The sequence below is a fragment of the Streptomyces sp. NPDC022552 genome (genome assembly GCF_055561875.1).
In genome coordinates, this window is record NZ_JBVHGJ010000019.1 from 1 (window position 1) to 20,587 (window position 20,587).

Consider the following 20,587-nt stretch of genomic DNA (forward strand, 5'->3'; position numbering starts at 1 on the left):
GTCGAGGAGCAGGACGTCCTTGACCTCACCCTTCAGCACACCGGCCTGCAGGGCGGCACCGATGGCGACGACCTCGTCCGGGTTCACACCCTTGTGCGGGTCCTTGCCCGTCAACTCCCGTACCAGTTGGCTCACCGCTGGCATGCGCGTCGAACCGCCCACGAGGATCACATGGTCGACGTCGGACACGTCGACCTTGGCATCCCGTACCGCCTGGTGGAACGGCGTCTTGCAGCGCTCGAGCAGATCGGCCGTCAGCTGCTCGAACTGGGCACGCGTCAGCCTCTGGTCCAGGTGCAGCGGACCCTCGGCGGACGCGGTCACGTACGGCAGGTTGATGGCCGTCTCCGTCGCCGCGGACAGTTCGATCTTCGCCTTCTCGGCCGCCTCACGGAGACGCTGGAGTGCCATCTTGTCCTTGGCCAGGTCCACCCCGTACCCGTTCTTGAACTCCTTGACCAGGTGGTCCACGATCCGCTGGTCCCAGTCGTCACCACCGAGGTGCGTGTCGCCGTTGGTGGCCTTCACCTCGACAAGCCCTTCGCCGATCTCCAGGAGGGACACGTCGAACGTGCCGCCACCGAGGTCGAAGACGAGGATCGTCTGGTCGTTCTCCTTGTCGAGGCCGTAGGCGAGCGCGGCGGACGTCGGCTCGTTGATGATCCGCAGCACGTTGAGCCCGGCGATCTCCCCCGCCTCCTTCGTCGCCGTGCGCTGGCTGTCGTTGAAGTACGCGGGCACCGTGACGACGGCGTCCGTCACGTCCTCGCCCAGGTAGGCCTCCGCGTCGCGCTTCAGCTTCTGCAGCACCCGGGCCGAGATCTCCTGCGCCGTGTAGCGACGGCCGTCGATCTCGCCGCTCTCGGGGAAGCGCCAGTTCACGTCGCCGACGTGCCGCTTCACCGAGCGGGCGGTCCGCTCGACGTTGGTCACCGCCTGCCTCTTCGCGACGTCGCCGACCAGCACCTCGCCCTTCTTCGCGAAGGCGACCACGGACGGCGTCGTCCGGCCGCCCTCGGTGTTCGTGACGACCGTCGGTTCTCCGCCCTCCAGGACGGAGACCACCGAGTTCGTCGTTCCGAGGTCGATACCGACTGCGCGTGACATGGCCCTCTCCTCAGCCCGTCGTCCCCGTCTGGCACCTACCCATCCACGGCCCGATCATGGAGGGAGATGTCCCGACGGGGTCGACGATCAGAACGGTCGGTGAGGTGCGATGGCGCGGGTGACGGTGGACGGCGAATACATCGTCGTCCGGCTGTCCCCGCGCGAGAAGCTGGCCGCGCGCCGCCGCTCCGTACGGGTGCCGCTGACCTTTCTGCGCGAGGTACGGATCGAGCCCGACTGGTGGCGCGCGTTGCGCGGGGGCCGCGGCCGGGGCCTGTGGATCCCCGACCGGATCTGCGTGGGGATCCGGGTCCTGCCGGACGGCCGGGATTTCGCGGCGGTGAAGCCGGGCAGACCGGTCGTCTGCGTCGAGCTGCGCCGGGACGCGCCCTACGGTCGGCTGGCCGTCTCCGACCCCGATCCGGAGCGGGCGGTACGGGAACTCGGCCCGTACGTCCCCACGGACCTGCTGGAATGAGAGCGGGTGCCGGCGCTTCAGGCGGGACTGACGTTCTCGGCCTGGGGGCCCTTCGGACCCTGCACGACGCTGAACTCGACCTTCTGTCCTTCGGTGAGTTCGCGATAGCCGGTACTGGCGATGGCCGAGTAGTGGACGAAGACATCGGGGCCTCCGCCGTCCTGCTCGATGAAGCCGAAGCCCTTCTCGGCGTTGAACCACTTCACTGTTCCGGTGGCCATGGTGATCTCCTCGGCACTGACGAACACTTCCATCCTCTCTCGGCACGGGCCGGAAGTCCCGGCGGGTAGCGTGGCGGCATGGAACTCATCGGAGACATCACGGCCGACCGGCCCCTGCTCGTCCTTGCCGTCAAGGAAGAGGCTCAGTTCCTCGACACGGATCTGCCGATCCTGCTGACCGGCATGGGCAAGGTGAACGCGGCGACCTCGCTCGCCACCGTTCTGGGCCGGGGCCCGCGCCCTTCGGGCGTCGTCAACCTGGGGACGGCGGGGGCGCTGCGGCCGGGGTGGACGGGGACGCATGTGGTGGGCACGGTGATCCAGCACGATCTCGACGGGGAGCTGCTCGCGACGCTGACCGGTGAGACGTACGGGGCTCAGCTTTCCCTGCCGGGCGGCGGTGACGTGACTCTGGCGACCGGGGACGCCTTCATCTCGGACGAGGCCGCCCGGGCCCGGCTCGCGGCCCGTGCTCCGCTGGTCGACATGGAGGGCTACGCCCTCGCGACCGCGGCGGCCCTGGCCGGGGTGCCGATCCGGATCGTCAAGCACGTGAGCGACGAGGCGGGCGACGGGGCTGCCAGGAGCTGGCGGGAGTCGGTCGCCGAGTGTGCCCGGTCGCTGGCGCACTGGGCGGCGGAGAACACTCCGTACCGCTCCTAGCCTAGGGTTTGTCCGGCCGATCTTGCCCGGAGTCGGATGACGACTGCGTGCTCAAGCCGGTTGTTGGCCCGGTCGACGGTGTTGCGTTTCTTGTTCCGCTCTTCGTAGAAGCCCGGTGGTGCCTGCCGCGTGAGCCTTTGCTCAGGCGGGCGGCCTGACCGGGCTTCTCTGTGTGCCGGCCCGGCCCGCGAGCGGGGGCACGGATCGGTCTCTCACTTGCGCCGCGCCACGCGTGCGATACCTTGAACGCGTTCAATTGAACACGTTCAAGGCGAGGGGGCCGTCATGGAGGAATGCCAGGGAGTGTCCGCCCGGCAGGAGGCCTGGGCTGTTGCGGGGGTCGTGGCGGCAGGGGGTGCGTCGGTCCTGGGACTCCTGCTCGCCCCGTTCCTGGCTGGCGTCGTCGTGGTCAGCGCGGCAGCGGCAGCCGTGCCGCTGTTGGTGCGAGAGCAGCCGAAGGTACGTGCCCGGGCTTGCCTCGTCATCGGGACGGGCCTGCTGGTCTGGGCGCTGATCGGTGCAGTCATCGGCATGTTCCTGTTTCTGCCGGCGGCCCTGCTGCTGCTGGTCGCTGCCTTCGTGGACGCCGACAACCGCCCAGGTGCCTGGTGCGCGGTGACGGTGCCCCTCGCAGGCGCGCTCGCCTTCGCGTTGATCGCCCTCCCTTCGGACCCGGAGAACGAACCACCCCCGTACTTCAACGCGACCCTGGACAGCACCAGCCGGTTCCACGACCGGGAGTTCAATGAGCGTAAGGAACGACTGCGGGACTTCGGCGCCACTCGGATGCAGGTGGCCGAGAGCGCCGGGCTGCTCAAACTCCACGTGGACATGCCCGAAAGCTTCCCGGAAGGGCAGAGCCAGGACGGGCTCAGGGACGAGATCGCCCGGCTCCCAGGCGTCGTCGAGGTCCGCCTCTGTACGTTCCACACCTGCGATTGGTGAACACGAGACGTGGCCTGGCCCTGCGAAGCTGCCCCGTGTCGCCGCAGGCCGGCGGCTCGGCACCGTCGACCGGACAGGTCCTAGTCTAGGAGCTCGCCGGCTGCGCGCTCTGCGGGGATCCGGACGTGGATCCCGCCGCGGATCCCGACAGGGCCGCCGACGTCGAGGCCGCCGCGGTGTCCGACGCATCCGTGGGTCCGGTGGGTGCCGTCGGGCCGAAGCGCCGGCGGTACGCGGACGGGGAGAGTCCCGTCTCGCGGTTCATCAGGGCGCGCAGATTGGCGGCGGTGCCCAGTCCGCTCGCGCGGGCGACGACCTCGAAACGGGACTCGCCGCGCTCGATCAGCCGGCACGCCAGCGTCACCCTCTCTCCGGTGAGCCAGGCGAGCGGGGTGGTGCCGAGCTGCGCGCGGAACCGGCGGTGCAGCGTCGCCGCGCTGACCGCCGCGTGGGCCGCCAGGCCGGCGACGGTGAGCGGAGAGCCGAGACGTTCCTGCGCCCAGGCCAGGAGCGGGGCGAGGGACTCGTCGGGGGTCTCGGGAACCGGCCGTTCGACGAACTGCCGCTGCCCGCCGTCCCGGTGGGCCGCGAAGACCAGCCGGCGGCTGACCGCGTTGGCGGCCTCGGCGCCGTGGTCGCGGCGGACGACATGGAGTCCGAGGTCGAGGGCGGCGGCGCTGCCGGCGGCGGTGAGGATGTCGCCGTCGTCGACGAACAGGACGTCCGGTTCGAGGTGCACGGAGGGGAAGCGGGCGCGGAAGCTGTCGGCCCACTGCCAGTGGGCGGTGGCACGCCGGCCGTCGAGGACGCCCGCCTCGGCGAGGGTGAAGGCGCCGCTGCAGAAGCCGATCAGACGGGCGCCGCGGGCGTGGGCGCGGCGGACGGCGTCGAGCACGGCGGGCCGTCGTGGCACCTCGACGTCGGGACGGTTGGGCACTATGAGCGTGTCCGCGGTGTCGGCCGCTTCGAGCCCGGCGACGCCGGTGAGGGTGAAGAAGCCGTCGCGCATGAGCGTGTCGGGCTCGGGCGAGCAGAGCCGGAAGTCGTACAGATCGCGCCCGAGCTCGGGGCGGCGCAGACCGAAGACCTCGGTGGCACAGCCCAGTTCGAAGGGGTTGGAGTTGGCGTCGACGATCACGACGACTCGGTGCGCTCCGGGCTGCGAGGATCCTTGCGGCATATGCTATTTCTAGCACTCACGCTGGGTGACGGCCACGGGCCAGGATGGCCGCATGAGCCGGAAAACCGCTGAGAACAGCGCTCCCATCGCCCTGGCCACGGCCTTCGCGTCCTTCGAGGAGCTGTGGAGCCCTCGCATCGTGACGCGGGTGAACGACTACGACGTGCGCGTGGCGAAGGTGGCGGGCGAACACGTGTGGCACGCCCACGACGAGACCGACGAGTTCTTCCTGGTGGTCGAGGGCGAGCTGCACATCTCGTTGCGCGAGGACGGCGCGGAGCGGACGGTGGCCCTCCCCCGGGGTTCGGTCTTCACCGTCCCCAAGGGCGTGGAACACCGCCCCTACGCACCCTCCGGTGCGTCCATCCTGATGTTCGAGCCCACGGGCACCCTCTCGGTCGGCGACCGCCACGAGGAGATCCCCGACCACGTGGACGCGACGACGGGACACGTGCTGGACGCGTGATCCTCACAGGCGCGGAGGTGGGGTGACCGTCGGGCGGCCGGCGCACGGGGCGCTGTACCACGTCAGGAACGACGCCCTTTGCCCGGTTTTCCACGTTTCGAACGGGAGGTCCCCAGGCGTGCGCGCGCGTGGCCGCCGCCGCGTCCCGTGCGGGTGGCCGGTGGGCGGACCATCCTGGAGGGGTGGGCACCGCCCGGAGGCCGCGCGGCGGTGCGGGTGGTGCGCCCGTGCGCCCCCGATGCGGACGCGAGCGCCGGGTCACGTTCCGCACACGATGCCCACCGCGGGCTTCGAGGGAGGCGGGACACATGAGCGATTCCGAAGCAGGGTCAGGGACCGGGGCGGGCGCGGCGGCCGGCAAGGCTCGGTTCGAGGACATCTACGACCGGCCCGACCCACGGGCGTACTTCCGGCGCCTCGCACCGCTGGAGTACGAGATACCCCAGCAGGCACAGGGCGCGTTCCGGCGCGCGGCGGCCGAGCGGGACGGCGGGACGGTTCTCGACCTGTGCTGCTCGTACGGGATCAACGCGGCCCTGCTCAACCACGACGTCACGCTGGCCGAGTTGTACGCGCGCTACACCGACCCGGCGGTGAGCGGGCTGACGGCCGCCGAACTCGCCGTGGAGGACAAGGGGTTCTATGCGGCACGGCGGCGCTCGGACGCCGTGCCGGTCATCGGTCTCGACGTCGCGGGCAGCGCCCTGCGCTACGCCCGGGAGGTCGGGCTCCTCGACGACGCGTTCGCGGAGAACCTGGAGGAGGGCGCGGCGCCGAGCCCGCGACTGCGTGCCGCGATGGCGGACGTCGGCCTGATCACCCTGACCGGTGGCGGCAGCTACCTCACCCGGCGCACCTTCGCGGCACTCCTCGAATGGGCGGGCAGGCCGCTGCGGGTCAGCGCCTTCGTCCTGCGGACCGTGTCGTACGAGCCCATCGCCGAGTGCCTCGCCGCCTACGGCCTGCGGACCGTCTCCGACCCGTCGCGGACCTACCCGCAGCGGCTCTTCACGGACGCGCGCGAGCAGCGTTTCGCGATCGAGGCGGTACGGGAGCTGGGGGCGGATCCGGAGGGGCGCGAGTCGGCGGGCCGGTTCCACACGGTGCTGTACGAGTCGGTGCCGGAGGGGCCGCAGGCCCGGTAGGACCGCTCTCCAGGGCCGCCGTCCAGAGCCGCCGCCTAGGACTGCCGTACGACGAGCACGGCGGCGACGTCGTCGTCGACGCCGTGATCGGCATAGGCGTCCAGCTCGTCGTGGAGCAGGGCGGGGACGCGCTCACCCGGTTCGTCCACCCAGTGGCTCATCCGTTCCTCCAGGGGGTAGAAGGTGCCGGCCCGGTCGCGGGTCTCGCTCACGCCGTCGGTGTAGAGCAGCAGCCGGTCGCCCGGCGCGAAGGGCACCTCCTCCACGTGATGGCGGGCGTCGAGGAGGCCCGACAGGTTGACCGGGAGAGACGGGTCGGTGAAGGCCACGGGCCGTACGTCGGTGCCGTGCTGGAGGAGCGGAGCCGGGTGCCCGCAGCTCAGGAGACGCGCGACGGCTTCGAAGTCGGGGATCTCGACGAGGACGACGGTGGCGAAGCGTTCGGCGGCGTCGGAGTCGGGGTCCCAGGCTCCGTAGCGGCCGAGGCCCTCCTCCAGGCGGTCGGCGAGTGCGGGCAGGTCGGGCGCGTCGTTGACGGCGGCACGGAAGGAGCCGAGCAGGACGGACGCGGTCTCCACGGCGCCGAGGCCCTTGCCCTGGACGTCGCCCAGCATCAGCCGTACGCCGCCGGGGACGCGTACGGCCTCGTAGAAGTCACCACCGATCCGGGCCTTGGCCGCGGCCGCGACGTACAACAGATGGAGGTCGACGGGGCCGAGCCGCGGCGGGAGGGGGCGGAGAACGACGCGCTGGACGACCTCGGCGACGGCGGTCACCTCGCGCAGGTCCCGCTCGTAGCGGAGCCGGGCCCGGCTGACCCAGGCGGCGGCAGCGGTCACCAGGAGCAGGGCCACCTCGTTGGCGGCGATGTCGGGGTAGAACGGGTCGCCGCCGGCGAACCCGAGCACCGCGCCCAGGGCCATGGCCACCACACCGATGAGGATGGTTCCCCGGACGCTCCAGGTGACGGCGGCGAGGGCGGGCGCGGCCCCCAGGAGCCGGTCGTACCGTTCCTCGTCCGCGGTGACCAGGTCGGCCAGCACCGTCAGGGCCATGACCAGTAGCGGCAGGACCCGGCCGATGACGATCTGCGTGCGCGGCCGCGCCCAAGGGCCGCCACGGTGAGCACCAGAGGGCATTTCGTGATCGTACGCAGCGGGGGCGGCGCGGCCGGGGCGCCCGCGCCGCGCTGGCGTGTCCGGGCCGGGGGTTCAGGGCCGGGCGAGGGCTCAGGTCGAGGTCGAGAGACCACGGCCGGGGTTGAGGTGGGGTCAGGGCTGAGGCTCGGGTTGAGGCTGAGGGTCGGCTGTCGCCTCGGGACCGCCCGTGGGGGCGGGGCGGCCGGGAAGTGCGAGCGCGGCGGCGGCGCCGAGCGCCGCGAGGCCTGCCAAGACGAGAAGCGTGGTCCCCATCGCCGGTACGAAGCCCGAGTCCGGGTCGAGCGTCATCAGCAGGGTCGCGGCGGCGACGCCGAGCGCGGGGCCGATGTTCATGGCGGTCTGCTGGAGGCCGCCGGCGACTCCGGCGTCGGCCACGGAGGCCTGGTGCACGACGACGGCGGTGGCGGTGGCCATGACCGTGCCGAACCCGGCGCCCAGCAGTGCGAAGCAGACGCCGGTCGGTACCGCCGTGGCGGACTCGTCGAGCCGGGAGAGCAGGAGCACGCCGACGGCGAGCAGGGCCGCACCCCAGACGGTCGTGCGACGGGGGCCGAACCGGCGGTGCAGCAGGGCCGCGGCGGGCGCGCCGAGCACCATCAGGACGGCGAGGGGCAGCACCCACAGGCCGGTCGACAGCGGGTCGAGTCCGCGGACGTCCTGGAGGAAGTACGTCGCGACGAAGAGCGCCCCGAAGAGGACGGCCGAGGTCGCCAGCAGCGTGGCGAGCCCGGCCACGACGGGCCGCGACCGCAGGAGGGCGGGCGGCAGAAGGGGCCGGGCGGTACGCCTCTCGTGCCGGGCGAAGACCGCGCCGGACGCGACGGCGCCGCCGAGGGCGAGACCGGTCGCCGTCGTCCAGCCGGATGCCGGCACCGCGACGAGCACATGGACCAGACAGGCGAGCGTCACGGCGAGCAACACGGCGCCGGGCAGGTCGAGCGCCCCGCGCGAGCCGCCGGCCGCCGGCACCGTACCGCTCTCCCGGCTCCCCGGAGCCCCGTTCCCGGAGTCGCCCGCCGGGCACGTCGGCCCGGTGACGGCTGCCAGGAGGCCGATGGCCAGGGCCGGGATCGCCGTCAGGGCGAAGACCGAGCGCCAGCCGAAGGCGGTGACGAGGGCGCCGCCCACGAGCGGGCCCAACGCCGCCGCGAGACCGATCGCGCTCATGCGGAGGGCGATCGGCATGGCCAGGCGGTCGGGCGGGAAGGCCGCCCGGAGCATGCCCAGGGTGGCCGGCTGCAGGAGCGCTCCGAACACTCCCTGGAGTATCCGCAGGGCGATCACCCAGCCGATCCCCTGTGCGAGGGCGATGGCGGCCGAGGTGGCGGCGAAGCCGAGCGTGCCGAGGGCGAAGAGCCGCCGGTGGCCGTACGCGTCTCCCAGCCGGCCCGCGAAGACGAGGAGGCTCGCGACAGCAACGAGATACCCGGTGCTGGTCCACTGGACCGCGGCGAAGTCCGCGTGCAGATCCTGCTGGAGTGTGGGCTGGGCGATCGTGAGCAGGGTGCCGTCCAGGGCTACGACTGCCGCGCCCATGACGCTGCAGGCGAGGGTCACCCACCGCTGCCGTATCACTGCTCCCGCCCGGCGGGGCCGAGGTGCGCGTCGAGGGCGGCCCGGAGCAGCGGCTCGACGTCGTGGGTACACACGGCGAGCTGGAGGCTGCCCCACGCCCAGAGCTGGGCGATGCCGTGCAGGTTCGCCCAGAGCGCGGCCGCGACGACGGTCGGTTCCGGGGCGGCTCCAGGACGGGCGCGGGCGACGAGCCGGCCGAGGAGGCCGAAGAGCGGCAGGCTCGTCTCGCGCAGCCCGAGCCGTCCGCTCTCCAGCAGGTCGTGCCGGAACATCAGCTCGTACATGCCGCGCCGGGTCAGCGCGAAGTCGAGATGGGCGCGGGCGAGGGCGTCGAGCTGGGCCCGCGCGCCGTCGCGCGTCTCCGCCTCTTCCCCCACGGCGGCGCCGATCCGTCCCGCGAGCTCGGCGAAGCCCTCGCGGGCGATGGCCGACAGCAGGTCGAGGTGGGTCGGGAAGTACCGGCGGGGGGCGCCGTGGGAGACGCCGGCCCGCCGGGCGATCTCCCGGAGGGACAGCGCCTGCGCGCCTTCCGTGTGCACCAGCTCCACGCCGGTGTCGATCAGCCGGCCGCGCAGTCCGGCCTCGCTCTCTTCACTCATAGACACTGTCTACCATGTAGCCGTAGACAGTGTCTACGGACCCACCCGCATCAAGATCGAGAGCGCCCTCCGCTACACTGATCGACAGCGAAGGGGAGTAGCCCTGCGAACCGGTCGTCGACACACTGGAGCCCTCGGGTTCCCGGTGGCCGGGTCCGCGCGAAGGCGCGGACGGGCGAGACCTTCGGCCAGGCATTCGCCATGTCCGCATCCTGTGGGCGTGGTCCGTCATGCCGGGCCGAGTGGTTCTCCCCGTCGCCCGCCGTGGTGCCGTGCGGATCCCGGGCCCGGACCGAACAGAGAGCCCCGGTATGCACCTCGACCCCTTGGCGATCCTCACCGCCTTCGGGCTGATCTTCCTCGCCGAGCTGCCCGACAAGACGATGTTCGCGTCGCTCGCCATGGGCACGCGCATGCGTCCGCTGTACGTCTGGTTCGGCACGTCGACCGCGTTCGTCGCGCATGTCGCCATCGCCGTGGGAGCCGGCAGCCTCATCGGTCTGCTGCCCGACTGGATCGTCAAACTGATCTCGGCCCTGCTGTTCGCCTTCGGCGCCTTCATGCTGCTGCGCGGCGGGGGCGACGACGAGGACGACGAGGCGGGCGGCAAGGCGGTGACCGGGTTCTGGCCGGTCTGTTCGACCGCGTTCATGGCCGTCTTCATCAGCGAGTGGGGCGACCTGACGCAGATCACCACGGCCAACCTCGCCGCCACGAACGGCACCTGGTCCACGGCGATCGGCTCCGCCGCCGCCCTGATGAGCGTCTCGGCCCTCGCCCTGGTCGCGGGCCGCTTCATCGCCAAGCGCGTGCCGCTGAAGACGGTCCAGCGCATCGGCGGCCTGTGCATGGCGGCCCTGGCGATCTGGTCGCTGACCGAGATCTTCGTCGGCTGACCCCCTGGCCCTTCGGCGACACTCGCGCGCTGACCCGCGTGCCCCGGCCGGCCGACCGCCGGCGGGGGCGCGTGCCTCGGTCGTCGTGGGTCGACCTCGGCCACGAACACGGCGCGGCGAACCACAGGGGCTTCGGCCCGCTCGTCGGCAGGCGCACCGCCGACGAGCCGTCACCACTCGCGGGCGGCCACCAGCTCCTCCACGTCGGCGTCAGCGAACCCGTAGGCCGTGGCCACGAACCAGAAGTTCTCGGCGATCTCCTCGCGCGCGACGGTCTCGATCTCGCTCCCGGCCTCGTCGAAGTCCGCCTCCAGCGCGTTGAACTCCTCGGTGGCCACTTCCGTCAGCGCGTACAGCGCGGTCAGGTCGGCCGGCTGCTCCGCCTCGATCCGCTCGCAGAGTCTCAGCAGGATCGCCCGCCCCTTGTCGACGACGTGGTCCGGGTAGTACCCGTCCTCGTACAGCGCCTTGAGAAAGGCGTACCCCGCCACCTGCTCGTTCGTGATCGACATCTGGGTCCCTTTCCCGCGTGATCATCGGACGTCCCCATCGTGCACCACGCCACCGACAACGCCGCCCCGGTCAGAGCTCCTTCGGCCCGTAGAGCGCGGCGCGGGCCCCCGTGGCGAGGGCCCAGTAGCGGTCACCGAAGGACCAGTGCCACCACTCGGTCGGGTAGTTGACGAGCCCCGCTCCGGTCAGCGCGGCGCCCAGGATCACCCGGTGCCGACGCGCCTCGGCGGGGATGGCGGGGGCGGCGGTGTAGCAGGCGCCCTCGCTCTCCTCCGGGCTCGCGTTCATCCGGGTGCCCAGGTCCAGTTCGCGCCCGTCGGCGTCGGCCAGGGTGACGTCGACCGCCGAACCGGCGCTGTGCGGTGCGATCTCGGGCGGGGAGACGTAGCGGCTCGCGCCGGCGTGCAGTTCCGGTGCGGACCATTCCGGGTGGGCGGCGCGCAGTTCGGCGCCGTACTCCTCGAAGTACCTCCGCTGCAGCGACGGCGGCCTGTACCCCTCCACGTACAACAGGCGCAGCCCGTCCGGGAGTCGTGACTGTGCCACGAGCAGCCGTTCGAGGACGCCCTCCCGAAGGTGCGCGAAGGCGCCGGTTCCGTCGTGACAGCGGTTGTCGACCAGCAGCGCCTCGGCCTCCCTTACGTCCACGAGCCGTTCGCCGCACTCCTCGACCGGAAGGACGGCGATCCGAGGGTCCGACATCAGCGTGATCTCACTCATGGTCACCCGTTCGCAGTGATCGTCTGTGGCTTTCGGCGAGCCTAGCCGGGCCGGAATGCCACTCTGGAGGGACGGTCCGACGACGAGGGGTGGCCCTTGAGCACCGATCAGATCCATGAGGAACTGGACCGGCGTGCCGAGAAGACGGCCGCTCAGGTCGTCGCCTGGCGGCGCCATCTGCACCGGCACCCCGAACTGTCCAACCGTGAGGCCGGCACCGCCCGCCTGATCGCCGACCATCTCCGCTCCCTGGACCTGGACGAGGTCCGCACGGGCATCGCCGGGCACGGCGTGGTGGGGGTGCTGCGCGGTGGCAACGGGGCGGCCGAGGGCGGGCGGGTGGTGGCGCTGCGCGCGGACATCGACGCGCTGCCCGTCGAGGACCGGTGCGGTACGGACTTCGCCTCGCGGGTCGTCGACACCGACTACCCCGGGGGCCCCTTCCCTGTCTCGCACGCCTGCGGCCACGACTGCCACACCGCCATGCTCATGGGCGCCGCCACCGTGCTCTCCGGAGTGCGCGATCGGCTGCCGGGCACCGTGCTGTTCGTCTTCCAGCCCGCCGAGGAGGGTCCTCCGGTCGGCGAGCGCGGTGGGGCACGGGCGATGCTCGACGAGGGCGCGTGCGACGACCCGGTGCCGACGATGACGTTCGGGATGCATGTCACGCCCTATCCCAAGGGACACGTGGGGTACCGGGTGGGGAATCAGTACGGCGCCTCCACCCTGGTGAAGATCGTGGTCACGGGCAAGCAGGTGCACGGCTCGACACCCTGGCAGGGCGTGGACCCCATGCCGGCGGTGGGCGCGGTGCTGACCGGCATCGGACAGCTCTACCGGCAGGTCTCCGCGTTCGACCCGATCACGGTCTCCATCGGCCACATCGAGGACGTCGGCCGTTTCAACATCATCGGCCAGGCCGTCACCCTGTGGGGCACGGTCCGGTGCGCGGTCGAGTCGGACATGGCCGAGGTGCAGCGGCGGCTCACCACGCTCGCCGAGCACTCGGCCGCGGCGTACGGCGCCACGGCCACGGTCGAGTACCTGCAGGCGGTCCCACCAGTGCACAACAGCGCGGAGTGGGTCGCCGCGGGACTGCCGACGATCCGCCGGGTGGTCGGCGAGGAGCGGACGGTCGAGACCGGGGCGACGCTCGGATACGACGACGTGTCGGAGTTCATGAACCGCTTCGGCGGCCTGTACGTGATGCTGGGCGTCCAGGACGCCTCGCTGGGCGCGGACGGCCGCCCGGTCCCGCTGCCCGGCGGGCGCGGCCTGGTCACCAACCACAATCCGCACTTCTACGCCGACGACGACACCCTCGTCACCGGCGTCCGGCTGCACGCGCACATGGCGTACGACCATCTGACCGGCTCACTGGCCCCCTAGCCCCGAGTTGCGGCGCGCGTGACAGGCGAGAGGCTGGGACTGGACCCGCGTACCCGCCACCCCGTACCGCGTAGCCGCAGGGAGAGACGATGAGTGATCTCGCAGCCCTCGCCGACGAGCATCTGGCCGCCGCGCGCGCCGCGCCGCACGACCGCAGCGCCCAGGTGGTGATGCACGACGGCGTGCTCCGGCAGAGCGTGATCGCCCTGCTCGCGGGCGCGGCGCTCGACGAGCACACCGCGCCGCCCGCCGCGAGTCTGCAGGTGCTGCGGGGACGGGTGAAGCTGACGGCCCCGGGGTGGTCCGAGGAGTTGGCGGCGGGAGAGCTGAAGATCATCCCCAAGGAGCGGCACGGACTCACCGCTCTGGAGGATGCGGTCGTCCTGCTCACCGCCGTCATGGACTGATCCTGCGCCCGAGCGCTCACACGGTCTCGTCCAGGTCCTCGGCATAGTGCTCGATCGCGCTGCGGTACGTGCGTACCCCGGGGTCCTCGCTCGTGGCCGCGACCAGGCGGAGCAGCAGACGCGTCGACTCGTGGTGCTCGCCGGTGTTGTACAGGGCCATCGCCAGGAAGGTGCGCAGCGCGCCGTCGTCCGGGAACTCCTCGATGCCGCCGCGCAGGGTGGAGACGGCCTCCTCGTACCGGCCGAGGATGCGGAAGGTGCTGCCGAGGCCGAGGAGCGCGCCCCTGCGGTCCTCCGGGGAGAGCCCCTCGCCGGTCGTCGCCTTCAGTGCCCGCTCGTAGTAGGGGACGGCTTCGGCCTCCAGGCCGAGCACGTCGTGCGCCCACGCGGTCTGGTAGGCCACCTCCGCGTCGTCGGGGTGGCATGCGGCGAGCGCCACCAGGCGGTCCCGTGCCTCCTCCTGACGGCCCTGCTCGCGCAGTCCGACCGCCGCGGCCAGCAGACCGTCCCGTTCGCCGGCGCTCACGTGCCCGACGGAAGAGTCGGGGCCCGCGTCGGAGCCGGAGTCGGAGCCGTTCACGGGGCGTTCGTCGTTCTGGGAGTCGCTCATGGTCGCATCGTCGCAGGTCCTCCGGGAGTGCGGTGCGGCGGCTGCCAGATGACGGAACGCCACACTCCAGCCCGGTGGTTGTGGCGCCCGGCCCCATAGGTGGCACGCGTCGCCCGCCCCTAATCTCCCGGCCACCACCCCGACATGCCCTTGGCATGACCGAGCCGCCCGGGAGATCCCATGCGTCCACCCCACACACTCCGCCCCCGCGGACCGCGCCGGCCGGCAGCCCTGCTGCTGTTCGCCGCCGCGGCCCTGTTCCCGTCCGTGACACCCGCCGCGGCCGCCGCCCCCACGCCCGTACCCGGTGAGCTGCGGCCGTACGACGTCGATGCCGTCTACAGCTCCGGGATCTCGTCGGGCGGATACATGGCCACGCAGCTCCATGTGGCGTACTCCGGAACCTTCAGCGGCTCGGCGGTGTTCGCCTCGGGGCCGTACAACTGCGCCCAGAACGCGCTCGCCACCGCCCTCAACGCCTGCATGAACACCGTCCAGGACCTCCAGCTCGCACAACTGGAGCAGACCACGCGGAACTGGTCGGCGCAGGGGCTCGTCGACCCGGTCGCGAACCTCGCGGGCGACCCGGTGTACGTCTTCAGCGGCTCGGGCGACTCGACCGTGAAGCGCCCGGTGGCGGACGCGCTCGCCGACCACTACGGGCGGTTCGGCGCACGCGTCCAGTACAACCGGAGCACGGCGGCCGGTCACGCCTGGATCAGCCCGCTCGGCCCCAACTCCTGCACGGTCACGCAGAGTCCGTTCATCAACAACTGCGGCATCGACGCCGAGCGTGAACTCCTCGGCCACCTGCGGGGCTCCGTCGCCCCGCCCAGTACGACCCCCGGCGGCACGCTGATCCGGTTCGACCAGAACGTCTACGCCCCGGGCGGCGCCGCCGCGGCCCTGTCGCTGGACGACAACGGCTTCGTCTACGTGCCGAAGTCCTGCTCCGACGGCGCGTCCTGCTCCCTGATGGTGGCGCTGCACGGCTGCAAGCAGGGGTACGGGTACCAGGGCTTCGGGACCCAGTTCGTGGACAAGGCGTATCTGAACGAGTACGCCGACACCAACGAGATGATCGTGCTCTACCCGCAGGCGAAGGCGACGGCCACACTGGAGAACCCCAACGGCTGCTGGAACTGGTGGGGTTATCTCGGCGACTCCGCGCACGCCCGGCACGGGGGCAAGCAGATCGAGACGATCATGGGGATGGTACGCGCGCTGCGCGGCTCCACTCCCCCGCCCGTGACCGACCGGGTGACGCTGCCGAGCGTCGATGCCCAGGACGGTTACGTGAAGGCCTCCGGTGACGGCTCGGGTCCGACGGTGGGCACGCTGGAGGACACGTACGGGCTCGCGCTCGGCCGTGGCACGGACGCCAAGGTGAACCGGACACTGCTCTCCTTCGACACGTCGCAGATCCCGGCGGGCAAGGAGATCACGCGCGCGTATCTGACGGTGGCGCGCAGCAGCGGTGCGGGCGACCCCTGGGCATCCCCGGCGGGCAACCGGCTCCTGGCGGACGTGAGGACGGGCTGCTTCGGCGGGTGCGCCGTCGAGCCCTCGGACTGGTCGGCGCCCGCGACCGTGGCGGGCGGGGCACAGATCGCGGCGTTCTCCTCGGGCTCCGCGGCCTCCTCGGACCTGTCGGCCCCGGCGCTCGCCGCCCTCGACCGCAGCGGCACGACGCAGGTCCGGCTGCGCTTCGAGACGGCTCCCACCTCGAACGCGTACCTCTTCGTGAACAAGGACACGCCGGTGACGCTCACGGTCGAGTACCGCTGACCGGCGTACGTGCGCAGCGGCCCCCGCAGTTCGAACTGCGGGGGTGTTCCCCGTACCACCCCTGATGTAACGCCTGCTACATTTCCTGGCGTGACGCCAACTGACGCGCAGACACCGTGGCTGGTCCTGGTCCTCAAAGTGCCCGCCGATCCTTCCCGGCACCGCGTCGCCGTCTGGCGCGAGCTGCGCAAGGCCGGCGCTCTCTCCTTGGGGCAGGGTGTCTGGGCCGTACCGGACGTACCGGCCTTCGCCGACGGGGTACGGCGTGCGGTCGAGCTGACGAACACGGGTGGCGGCCAGGCCGTCACCCTGCGGGCGGCCGGGCGCTCGCCGGAGGACGCGTCGGGCCTCGAAGCGATGTTCACTGCCGCCCGCAGCGCCGACTGGGTCGAATTCCTGGCCGACTGCGGCAAGTTCGAGCAGGAGATCGCCAAGGAGATCCGCAACGAGAAATTCACCCTGGCCGAGCTCGAGGAGGAGGAGCAGAGCCTGGAGCGGCTGCGCCGCTGGCACCGGGACCTGACCGCGCGCGATGTCTTCGGGGCGCCCGAGGCGCGCGAGGCCGGCGAACGCCTCAAGCTGTGCACGGCGGTCTGCGAGGACTATGCCGAGCGTGTCTTCACGGCACTGCACGGCGGTCAGGAGGGCCAGGCATGAGCGAGGCGCCCCGCACCCCTCGTACACCCGCCGGATCCCCTGCGTCCCCGGCATCGGAGTCCGGCAGCGGTCGGGCCGCCGCGCCGAAGCGGTCCATGTGGCCGCTGTACGCGGCCGGGTTCACCACCGCGTTCGGCGCGCACGGCATCGCCGCCAACCTCGGCGGCTTCTCCGACGACGCCGTCACGTCCCTGCTCGTCCTCGGCGGTCTGCTCGCGCTGTACGACGGCGCCGAAGTCGTCCTCAAGCCCGTCTTCGGATCCCTGGCCGACAGGATCGGCGCGAAGCCGGTACTCCTCGGCGGCCTTGCCTTCTTCGCCGCCGCTTCCGCCCTGTACGCCGTCGCGGACAGCCCCGGCTGGCTGTGGGCCGCCCGTCTCGGTCAGGGCGCCGCGGCCTCCGCGTTCTCCCCGTCCGCCTCCGCGCTCGTCGCCCGCCTCAACCCGGCCGCGAAACGCGGCCGCGCGTTCGGCAGTTACGGCTTCTACAAGTCCATCGGCTACACCCTCGGCCCGCTCCTCGGCGGGCTCCTGGTCTGGGCCGGCGGGCTGCGTCTGCTCTTCACGGTCATGGCCGTGCTCGCCGCGGCCGTCGCGGTGTGGGCCGTGCTCGCCGTACCGGCCGTGCCGCCGCTGCCCAAGCAGCGCCAGACCCTCGCCGACCTCGCCCGTCGGCTGGCCGACCGCTCGTTCCTCGCCCCTACCGCCGCCCTGGCCGCCGCCACCGCCGCGCTGTCGGTCGGCGTCGGCTTCCTGCCCGTCTCCGGAGCCGTGGCCGGTCTCGGTACCGTCGCCACCGGCGCGGCCGTCTCCGTGCTGGCCGCCAGTGCCGCCGTCGTCCAGCCGTACGCCGGACACGCCCTGGACGCCGGCCGCCTCACCACGCGTACCGGCCTCGCCGTGGGACTCGCGGTCACCGCGGCCGGCCTGCTCTGCGCGACGCTGCCCGGCCTGGTCGGCGTCCTCTCCGCGGCGGTCCTCATCGGTGCGGGCACCGGGCTGATCACTCCCCTCGGCTTCACCGCCCTCGCGACCAGCACGCCCGAGGAGCGGATGGGCCAGACCATGGGGTCGGCCGAGCTCGGCCGCGAACTCGGCGACGCCGGAGGCCCCCTGCTGGTCGCCGCCGTCGCCACCGTCTCCACCCTCACGTACGGCTTCGCGGCCCTCGCCGTACTCCTGGCCGTCGGCCCGCTCCTCACCCTGGCGTCGCTCCGGCGCCGGAGCGACGCGGCACCTCGCTGAGCGGCAGGGAACCCGACTCACCCGATCGGCGGACCGGGTGGCCGGGACGTCACGGTCGGGGAGAGCCGCCGGGACCGTGAGCCGGGGCGGGGGTGCCCGCGCCGGCCACGCTCCGTAGCCGGGGTTCGGCGGGTGGGGACGCCCGGCAGCTGGTCGAGTGGTGGGAGCACTGACCGGACGTCGACGCACCTGGACGGCACCACATGACCATGTCTCCCTTCGGTTCCCTCGGTGGATCGGATCCGTTCAACGACCTTCTCAACCGCTTCTTCGGCATGTCACCGGCCGCCTCGCCCCCGGCCGTCCAGCGCGTGCCGATCGGCAGACTTCTGACGGATTCCGCGCGGGAACTGATCGGCCGGGCAACCGCGCGTGCCTCCGAGGACGGCAGCGCCGACCTGGACACGGAGCATCTGCTCTGGGCCTGCACCCAGATCGACCCGTCGCGCACCCTGCTCGCCCAGTCGGGCACCGACCCCGATCAGCTGGCCGCGTCGATCGCCGAGGCGCTGCCCGGCGCGAGCGGCCTCCCGTCGGCGGAGCCCGGGCTCACCCCGTCGGCCAAGCGCGTCCTGCTGCGCGCGTACGAGCACTCCCGGGAGTCGGGGGTCTCGTACATCGGCCCCGAACACATCCTCGGCGCACTCCTCGACGACCCGAACTCGGCGGCGGCGAAGCTGTTGACGGCGTACGGGACGGATGTCGGCGGTCTGCGTTCCACGGCCGAGCGCGCGGGGCGGCCCGACGGCGCGCCCACGGCCCGGCCGGAGAGCAGGACGCCCACGCTCGACGAGTACGGCCGGGATCTGACCGAGGAGGCGCGGGCGGGGAAGCTCGACCCCGTGGTGGGACGGGCCGAGGAGATCGAGCAGACCGTCGAGATCCTCTCCCGCCGCTCGAAGAACAACCCGGTGCTGATCGGCGAGCCGGGCGTGGGCAAGACCGCGATCGTGGAAGGGCTCGCCCAGCGGATCGTGGCGGGCGAGGTCCCCGAGACGCTGGAGGGCAAGCGGGTCATCGCCCTCGACCTGTCCGGGCTCGTCGCCGGGGCCCAGTACCGCGGCCAGTTCGAGGAACGGCTGAAGAACGTCATCGACGAGGTGAAGGCGGACGCGGACTCGACCGTGCTCTTCATCGACGAGCTGCACACCGTGGTCGGCGCGGGCGCGGCGGGCGAGGGCGCGATGGACGCGGGCAACATGCTGAAACCCGCGCTGGCCCGCGGTGAGCTGCACGTGGTCGGGGCCACGACGATCGACGAGTACCGGCGGTACGTGGAGAAGGACGCCGCCCTGGAGCGGCGCTTCCAGCCCGTGCTGATCCCCGAGCCCTCGGTGGAGGAGACGATCCAGATCCTGGAGGGGCTGCGGGACTCCTACGAGGCCCACCACCAGGTCCGTTACAGCGACGCGGCGCTCGTGGGCGCCGCCGAGCTCTCCGACCGCTACGTCCCGGACCGTTTCCTGCCGGACAAGGCGATCGATCTGATGGACCAGACCGGCGCCCGGGTGCGGTTGCGCTCGCTGGGCAAGTCGACCGCGGTGGTGGACCGCGAGGACCGGCTGGCGAAGCTGCGCCGCGAGAAGGACGAGGCCGTGGCCGCCGAGGACTTCGAGAAGGCGAACGAGCACAAGAACGAGATCGCGCGGATCGAGGCCGAAGTGGCCGGTCTCGTGGAGCGGCGCGAGGGCGTGATGGAGGTGACGGTCGACGACATCGCGGAGGTGCTGTCGCGCCGTACCGGTATCCCCGTCGCGCAGATGACCCAGAGCGAGAAGGAGAAGCTCCTCAAGCTGGAGGACGCCCTGCACAGCCGGGTGGTCGGTCAGGACGAGGCCGTCACGGCGATCGCGCAGGCCGTGCGCCGCAACCGGGCCGGCATGGGTGACCCGAACCGTCCGGTGGGCTCGTTCCTCTTCCTCGGTCCGACCGGTGTCGGCAAGACCGAGCTGGCGAAAGCGCTGGCGGAGCTGCTGTTCGGCGACGAGACGCGGATGGTCCGCTTCGACATGAGCGAGTTCCAGGAGAAGCACACCGTATCCCGGCTCGTCGGCGCGCCGCCCGGATACGTCGGCCATGAGGAGGCGGGCCAGCTTACCGAGAAGGTGCGCCGCCAGCCGTACAGCGTCCTGCTCTTCGACGAGGTGGAGAAGGCGCACCGGGACGTCTTCAACACCCTGCTCCAGGTCCTGGACGACGGCCGTCTGACGGACTCGCAGGGCAGGACGGTGGACTTCCGTCACTGTGTGGTCATCATGACGTCGAACATCGGCGCCCAGCGGATCCTGGCCCACCACGGCGATGTCTCGGAGATCCGCGACGATCTGAAGCAGGATCTGCGGGGTCACTTCACGCCGGAGTTCCTCAACCGCATCGACGAGACGATCATCTTCCACGGCCTGGGCGAGGACGATCTCGGCGACATCCTCGAGCTGCTGCTGCGCCAGAGCGAGCGCCGGGTCCGCGCCCAGGGGCTGGAACTTGAGGTGACCGAGGCGGCGAAGAAGCTGCTCGTCGCGCACGGTCACCAGCCGGAGTTCGGCGCGCGGCCGCTGCGCCGCACGATCCAGACGGAGCTGGACAACCGGATCGCCGACCTGCTCCTGGGCGGTGAGGCGGACCCCGGCGACACGATCGTGGCGGACGTTGTGAACGACGCGCTGGTGTGCCGGGTGAGATCCAAGCAGGACGCGTCGGCCTGACCGCGCCTCCCGCGCCCGCCACGCCCGCCACGCCCGCCGCGCCCGCCGCGCCCGCCGCGCCCGCCGCGCCCGCCGCGCTCCGCCGCGCCCGCCGCGCCCGCCGCGCCCGCCCACGAACCCCG

Annotated in this window: 21 protein-coding genes; 12 read left to right on the forward strand and 9 right to left on the reverse strand. The window is 72.1% G+C overall.

The window, feature by feature from the left end:
- Positions 1-1,107: Hsp70 family protein (locus ACZ3OF_RS33000; RefSeq protein ID WP_361681569.1), on the reverse strand; the 1,107-nt coding region annotated here is incomplete at its 3' end.
- Between the two features lie 109 nt (positions 1,108-1,216).
- Here ACZ3OF_RS33000 and ACZ3OF_RS33005 point away from each other — a divergent pair.
- Complete coding sequence (locus tag ACZ3OF_RS33005; RefSeq protein WP_467308491.1) at positions 1,217-1,585, forward strand: hypothetical protein; 369 nt, start codon at positions 1,217-1,219, stop codon at positions 1,583-1,585.
- 17 nt (positions 1,586-1,602) lie between these two features.
- Here ACZ3OF_RS33005 and ACZ3OF_RS33010 read toward each other — a convergent pair whose 3' ends face one another.
- Positions 1,603-1,806, reverse strand: a complete 204-nt coding sequence (locus tag ACZ3OF_RS33010; RefSeq protein WP_361444587.1) for a cold-shock protein — start codon at positions 1,804-1,806, stop codon at positions 1,603-1,605.
- 78 nt (positions 1,807-1,884) lie between these two features.
- Between ACZ3OF_RS33010 and ACZ3OF_RS33015 the strand changes: the two genes are divergently transcribed.
- Both ACZ3OF_RS33015 and ACZ3OF_RS33020 read left to right on the forward strand, forming a co-directional pair.
- Positions 1,885-2,469 (forward strand): nucleosidase, encoded by a 585-nt coding sequence (locus ACZ3OF_RS33015; protein WP_467308493.1) that lies wholly within the window; start codon positions 1,885-1,887, stop codon positions 2,467-2,469.
- Positions 2,470-2,772: 303 nt separating this feature from the next.
- Positions 2,773-3,414, forward strand: coding sequence for a hypothetical protein (locus ACZ3OF_RS33020; RefSeq protein WP_467308495.1), 642 nt, complete (start codon positions 2,773-2,775; stop codon positions 3,412-3,414).
- Between the two features lie 85 nt (positions 3,415-3,499).
- On the opposite strand, the gene ACZ3OF_RS33025 is transcribed toward ACZ3OF_RS33020, so the two are convergent.
- A complete protein-coding gene (locus tag ACZ3OF_RS33025; protein WP_467308497.1) occupies positions 3,500-4,594 on the reverse strand; it encodes a helix-turn-helix domain-containing protein in 1,095 nt (364 codons plus the stop codon).
- Positions 4,595-4,646: 52 nt separating this feature from the next.
- On the opposite strand from ACZ3OF_RS33025, the gene ACZ3OF_RS33030 reads away from it, so the two are divergent.
- Positions 4,647-5,060: a cupin domain-containing protein gene (locus ACZ3OF_RS33030; RefSeq protein WP_361681555.1), complete on the forward strand. Its 414-nt coding sequence runs from the start codon at positions 4,647-4,649 to the stop codon at positions 5,058-5,060.
- A 308-nt stretch (positions 5,061-5,368) separates the two neighbouring features.
- Positions 5,369-6,205, forward strand: a complete 837-nt coding sequence (locus ACZ3OF_RS33035) for a hypothetical protein (RefSeq protein ID WP_361681552.1) — start codon at positions 5,369-5,371, stop codon at positions 6,203-6,205.
- A 35-nt stretch (positions 6,206-6,240) separates the two neighbouring features.
- Here ACZ3OF_RS33035 and ACZ3OF_RS33040 read toward each other — a convergent pair whose 3' ends face one another.
- From ACZ3OF_RS33040 to ACZ3OF_RS33050, 3 genes are all read right to left on the reverse strand, one after another.
- The gene (locus tag ACZ3OF_RS33040; RefSeq protein ID WP_361681549.1) at positions 6,241-7,344 is read right to left on the reverse strand and encodes a PP2C family protein-serine/threonine phosphatase; all 1,104 of its coding nucleotides are present in this window, start codon (positions 7,342-7,344) and stop codon (positions 6,241-6,243) included.
- A 132-nt stretch (positions 7,345-7,476) separates the two neighbouring features.
- Positions 7,477-8,901, reverse strand: coding sequence for an MFS transporter (locus ACZ3OF_RS33045; protein WP_361681578.1), 1,425 nt, complete (start codon positions 8,899-8,901; stop codon positions 7,477-7,479).
- A 35-nt stretch (positions 8,902-8,936) separates the two neighbouring features.
- Positions 8,937-9,539 carry a TetR/AcrR family transcriptional regulator gene (locus ACZ3OF_RS33050; RefSeq protein WP_361681546.1) on the reverse strand — a complete coding sequence of 201 codons (603 nt, stop codon included), beginning with the start codon at positions 9,537-9,539 and terminating at the stop codon, positions 8,937-8,939.
- Between the two features lie 311 nt (positions 9,540-9,850).
- Between ACZ3OF_RS33050 and ACZ3OF_RS33055 the strand changes: the two genes are divergently transcribed.
- Entirely contained in the window at positions 9,851-10,435 is a 585-nt protein-coding gene (locus tag ACZ3OF_RS33055) for a TMEM165/GDT1 family protein (RefSeq protein ID WP_361681544.1), read from the forward strand.
- Between the two features lie 170 nt (positions 10,436-10,605).
- On the opposite strand, the gene ACZ3OF_RS33060 is transcribed toward ACZ3OF_RS33055, so the two are convergent.
- Together ACZ3OF_RS33060 and ACZ3OF_RS33065 are read right to left on the reverse strand one after the other, a co-directional pair.
- Complete coding sequence (locus tag ACZ3OF_RS33060) at positions 10,606-10,947, reverse strand: DUF5713 family protein (RefSeq protein WP_361681541.1); 342 nt, start codon at positions 10,945-10,947, stop codon at positions 10,606-10,608.
- Between the two features lie 70 nt (positions 10,948-11,017).
- The gene (locus tag ACZ3OF_RS33065; protein WP_361681538.1) at positions 11,018-11,668 is read right to left on the reverse strand and encodes a M15 family metallopeptidase; all 651 of its coding nucleotides are present in this window, start codon (positions 11,666-11,668) and stop codon (positions 11,018-11,020) included.
- A 96-nt stretch (positions 11,669-11,764) separates the two neighbouring features.
- On the opposite strand from ACZ3OF_RS33065, the gene ACZ3OF_RS33070 reads away from it, so the two are divergent.
- Both ACZ3OF_RS33070 and ACZ3OF_RS33075 read left to right on the forward strand, forming a co-directional pair.
- A complete protein-coding gene (locus ACZ3OF_RS33070) occupies positions 11,765-13,057 on the forward strand; it encodes a M20 metallopeptidase family protein (protein ID WP_467308502.1) in 1,293 nt (430 codons plus the stop codon).
- Positions 13,058-13,146: 89 nt separating this feature from the next.
- Positions 13,147-13,464 carry a cupin domain-containing protein gene (locus ACZ3OF_RS33075; RefSeq protein ID WP_361681532.1) on the forward strand — a complete coding sequence of 106 codons (318 nt, stop codon included), beginning with the start codon at positions 13,147-13,149 and terminating at the stop codon, positions 13,462-13,464.
- Between the two features lie 16 nt (positions 13,465-13,480).
- On the opposite strand, the gene ACZ3OF_RS33080 is transcribed toward ACZ3OF_RS33075, so the two are convergent.
- Complete coding sequence (locus ACZ3OF_RS33080; RefSeq protein ID WP_361681575.1) at positions 13,481-13,990, reverse strand: tetratricopeptide repeat protein; 510 nt, start codon at positions 13,988-13,990, stop codon at positions 13,481-13,483.
- A gap of 264 nt (positions 13,991-14,254) precedes the next feature.
- Between ACZ3OF_RS33080 and ACZ3OF_RS33085 the strand changes: the two genes are divergently transcribed.
- From ACZ3OF_RS33085 to ACZ3OF_RS33100, 4 genes are all read left to right on the forward strand, one after another.
- Positions 14,255-15,862: an extracellular catalytic domain type 2 short-chain-length polyhydroxyalkanoate depolymerase gene (locus ACZ3OF_RS33085; protein ID WP_361681529.1), complete on the forward strand. Its 1,608-nt coding sequence runs from the start codon at positions 14,255-14,257 to the stop codon at positions 15,860-15,862.
- Between the two features lie 90 nt (positions 15,863-15,952).
- On the forward strand, positions 15,953-16,519 hold the full coding sequence (locus ACZ3OF_RS33090) for a Chromate resistance protein ChrB (protein ID WP_467308505.1): 567 nt from the start codon (positions 15,953-15,955) through the stop codon (positions 16,517-16,519).
- Between the two features lie 95 nt (positions 16,520-16,614).
- Positions 16,615-17,763, forward strand: a complete 1,149-nt coding sequence (locus ACZ3OF_RS33095) for an MFS transporter (protein ID WP_361681572.1) — start codon at positions 16,615-16,617, stop codon at positions 17,761-17,763.
- 203 nt (positions 17,764-17,966) lie between these two features.
- Entirely contained in the window at positions 17,967-20,465 is a 2,499-nt protein-coding gene (locus ACZ3OF_RS33100) for an ATP-dependent Clp protease ATP-binding subunit (protein ID WP_467308506.1), read from the forward strand.
- Positions 20,466-20,587 lie beyond the last annotated feature (122 nt).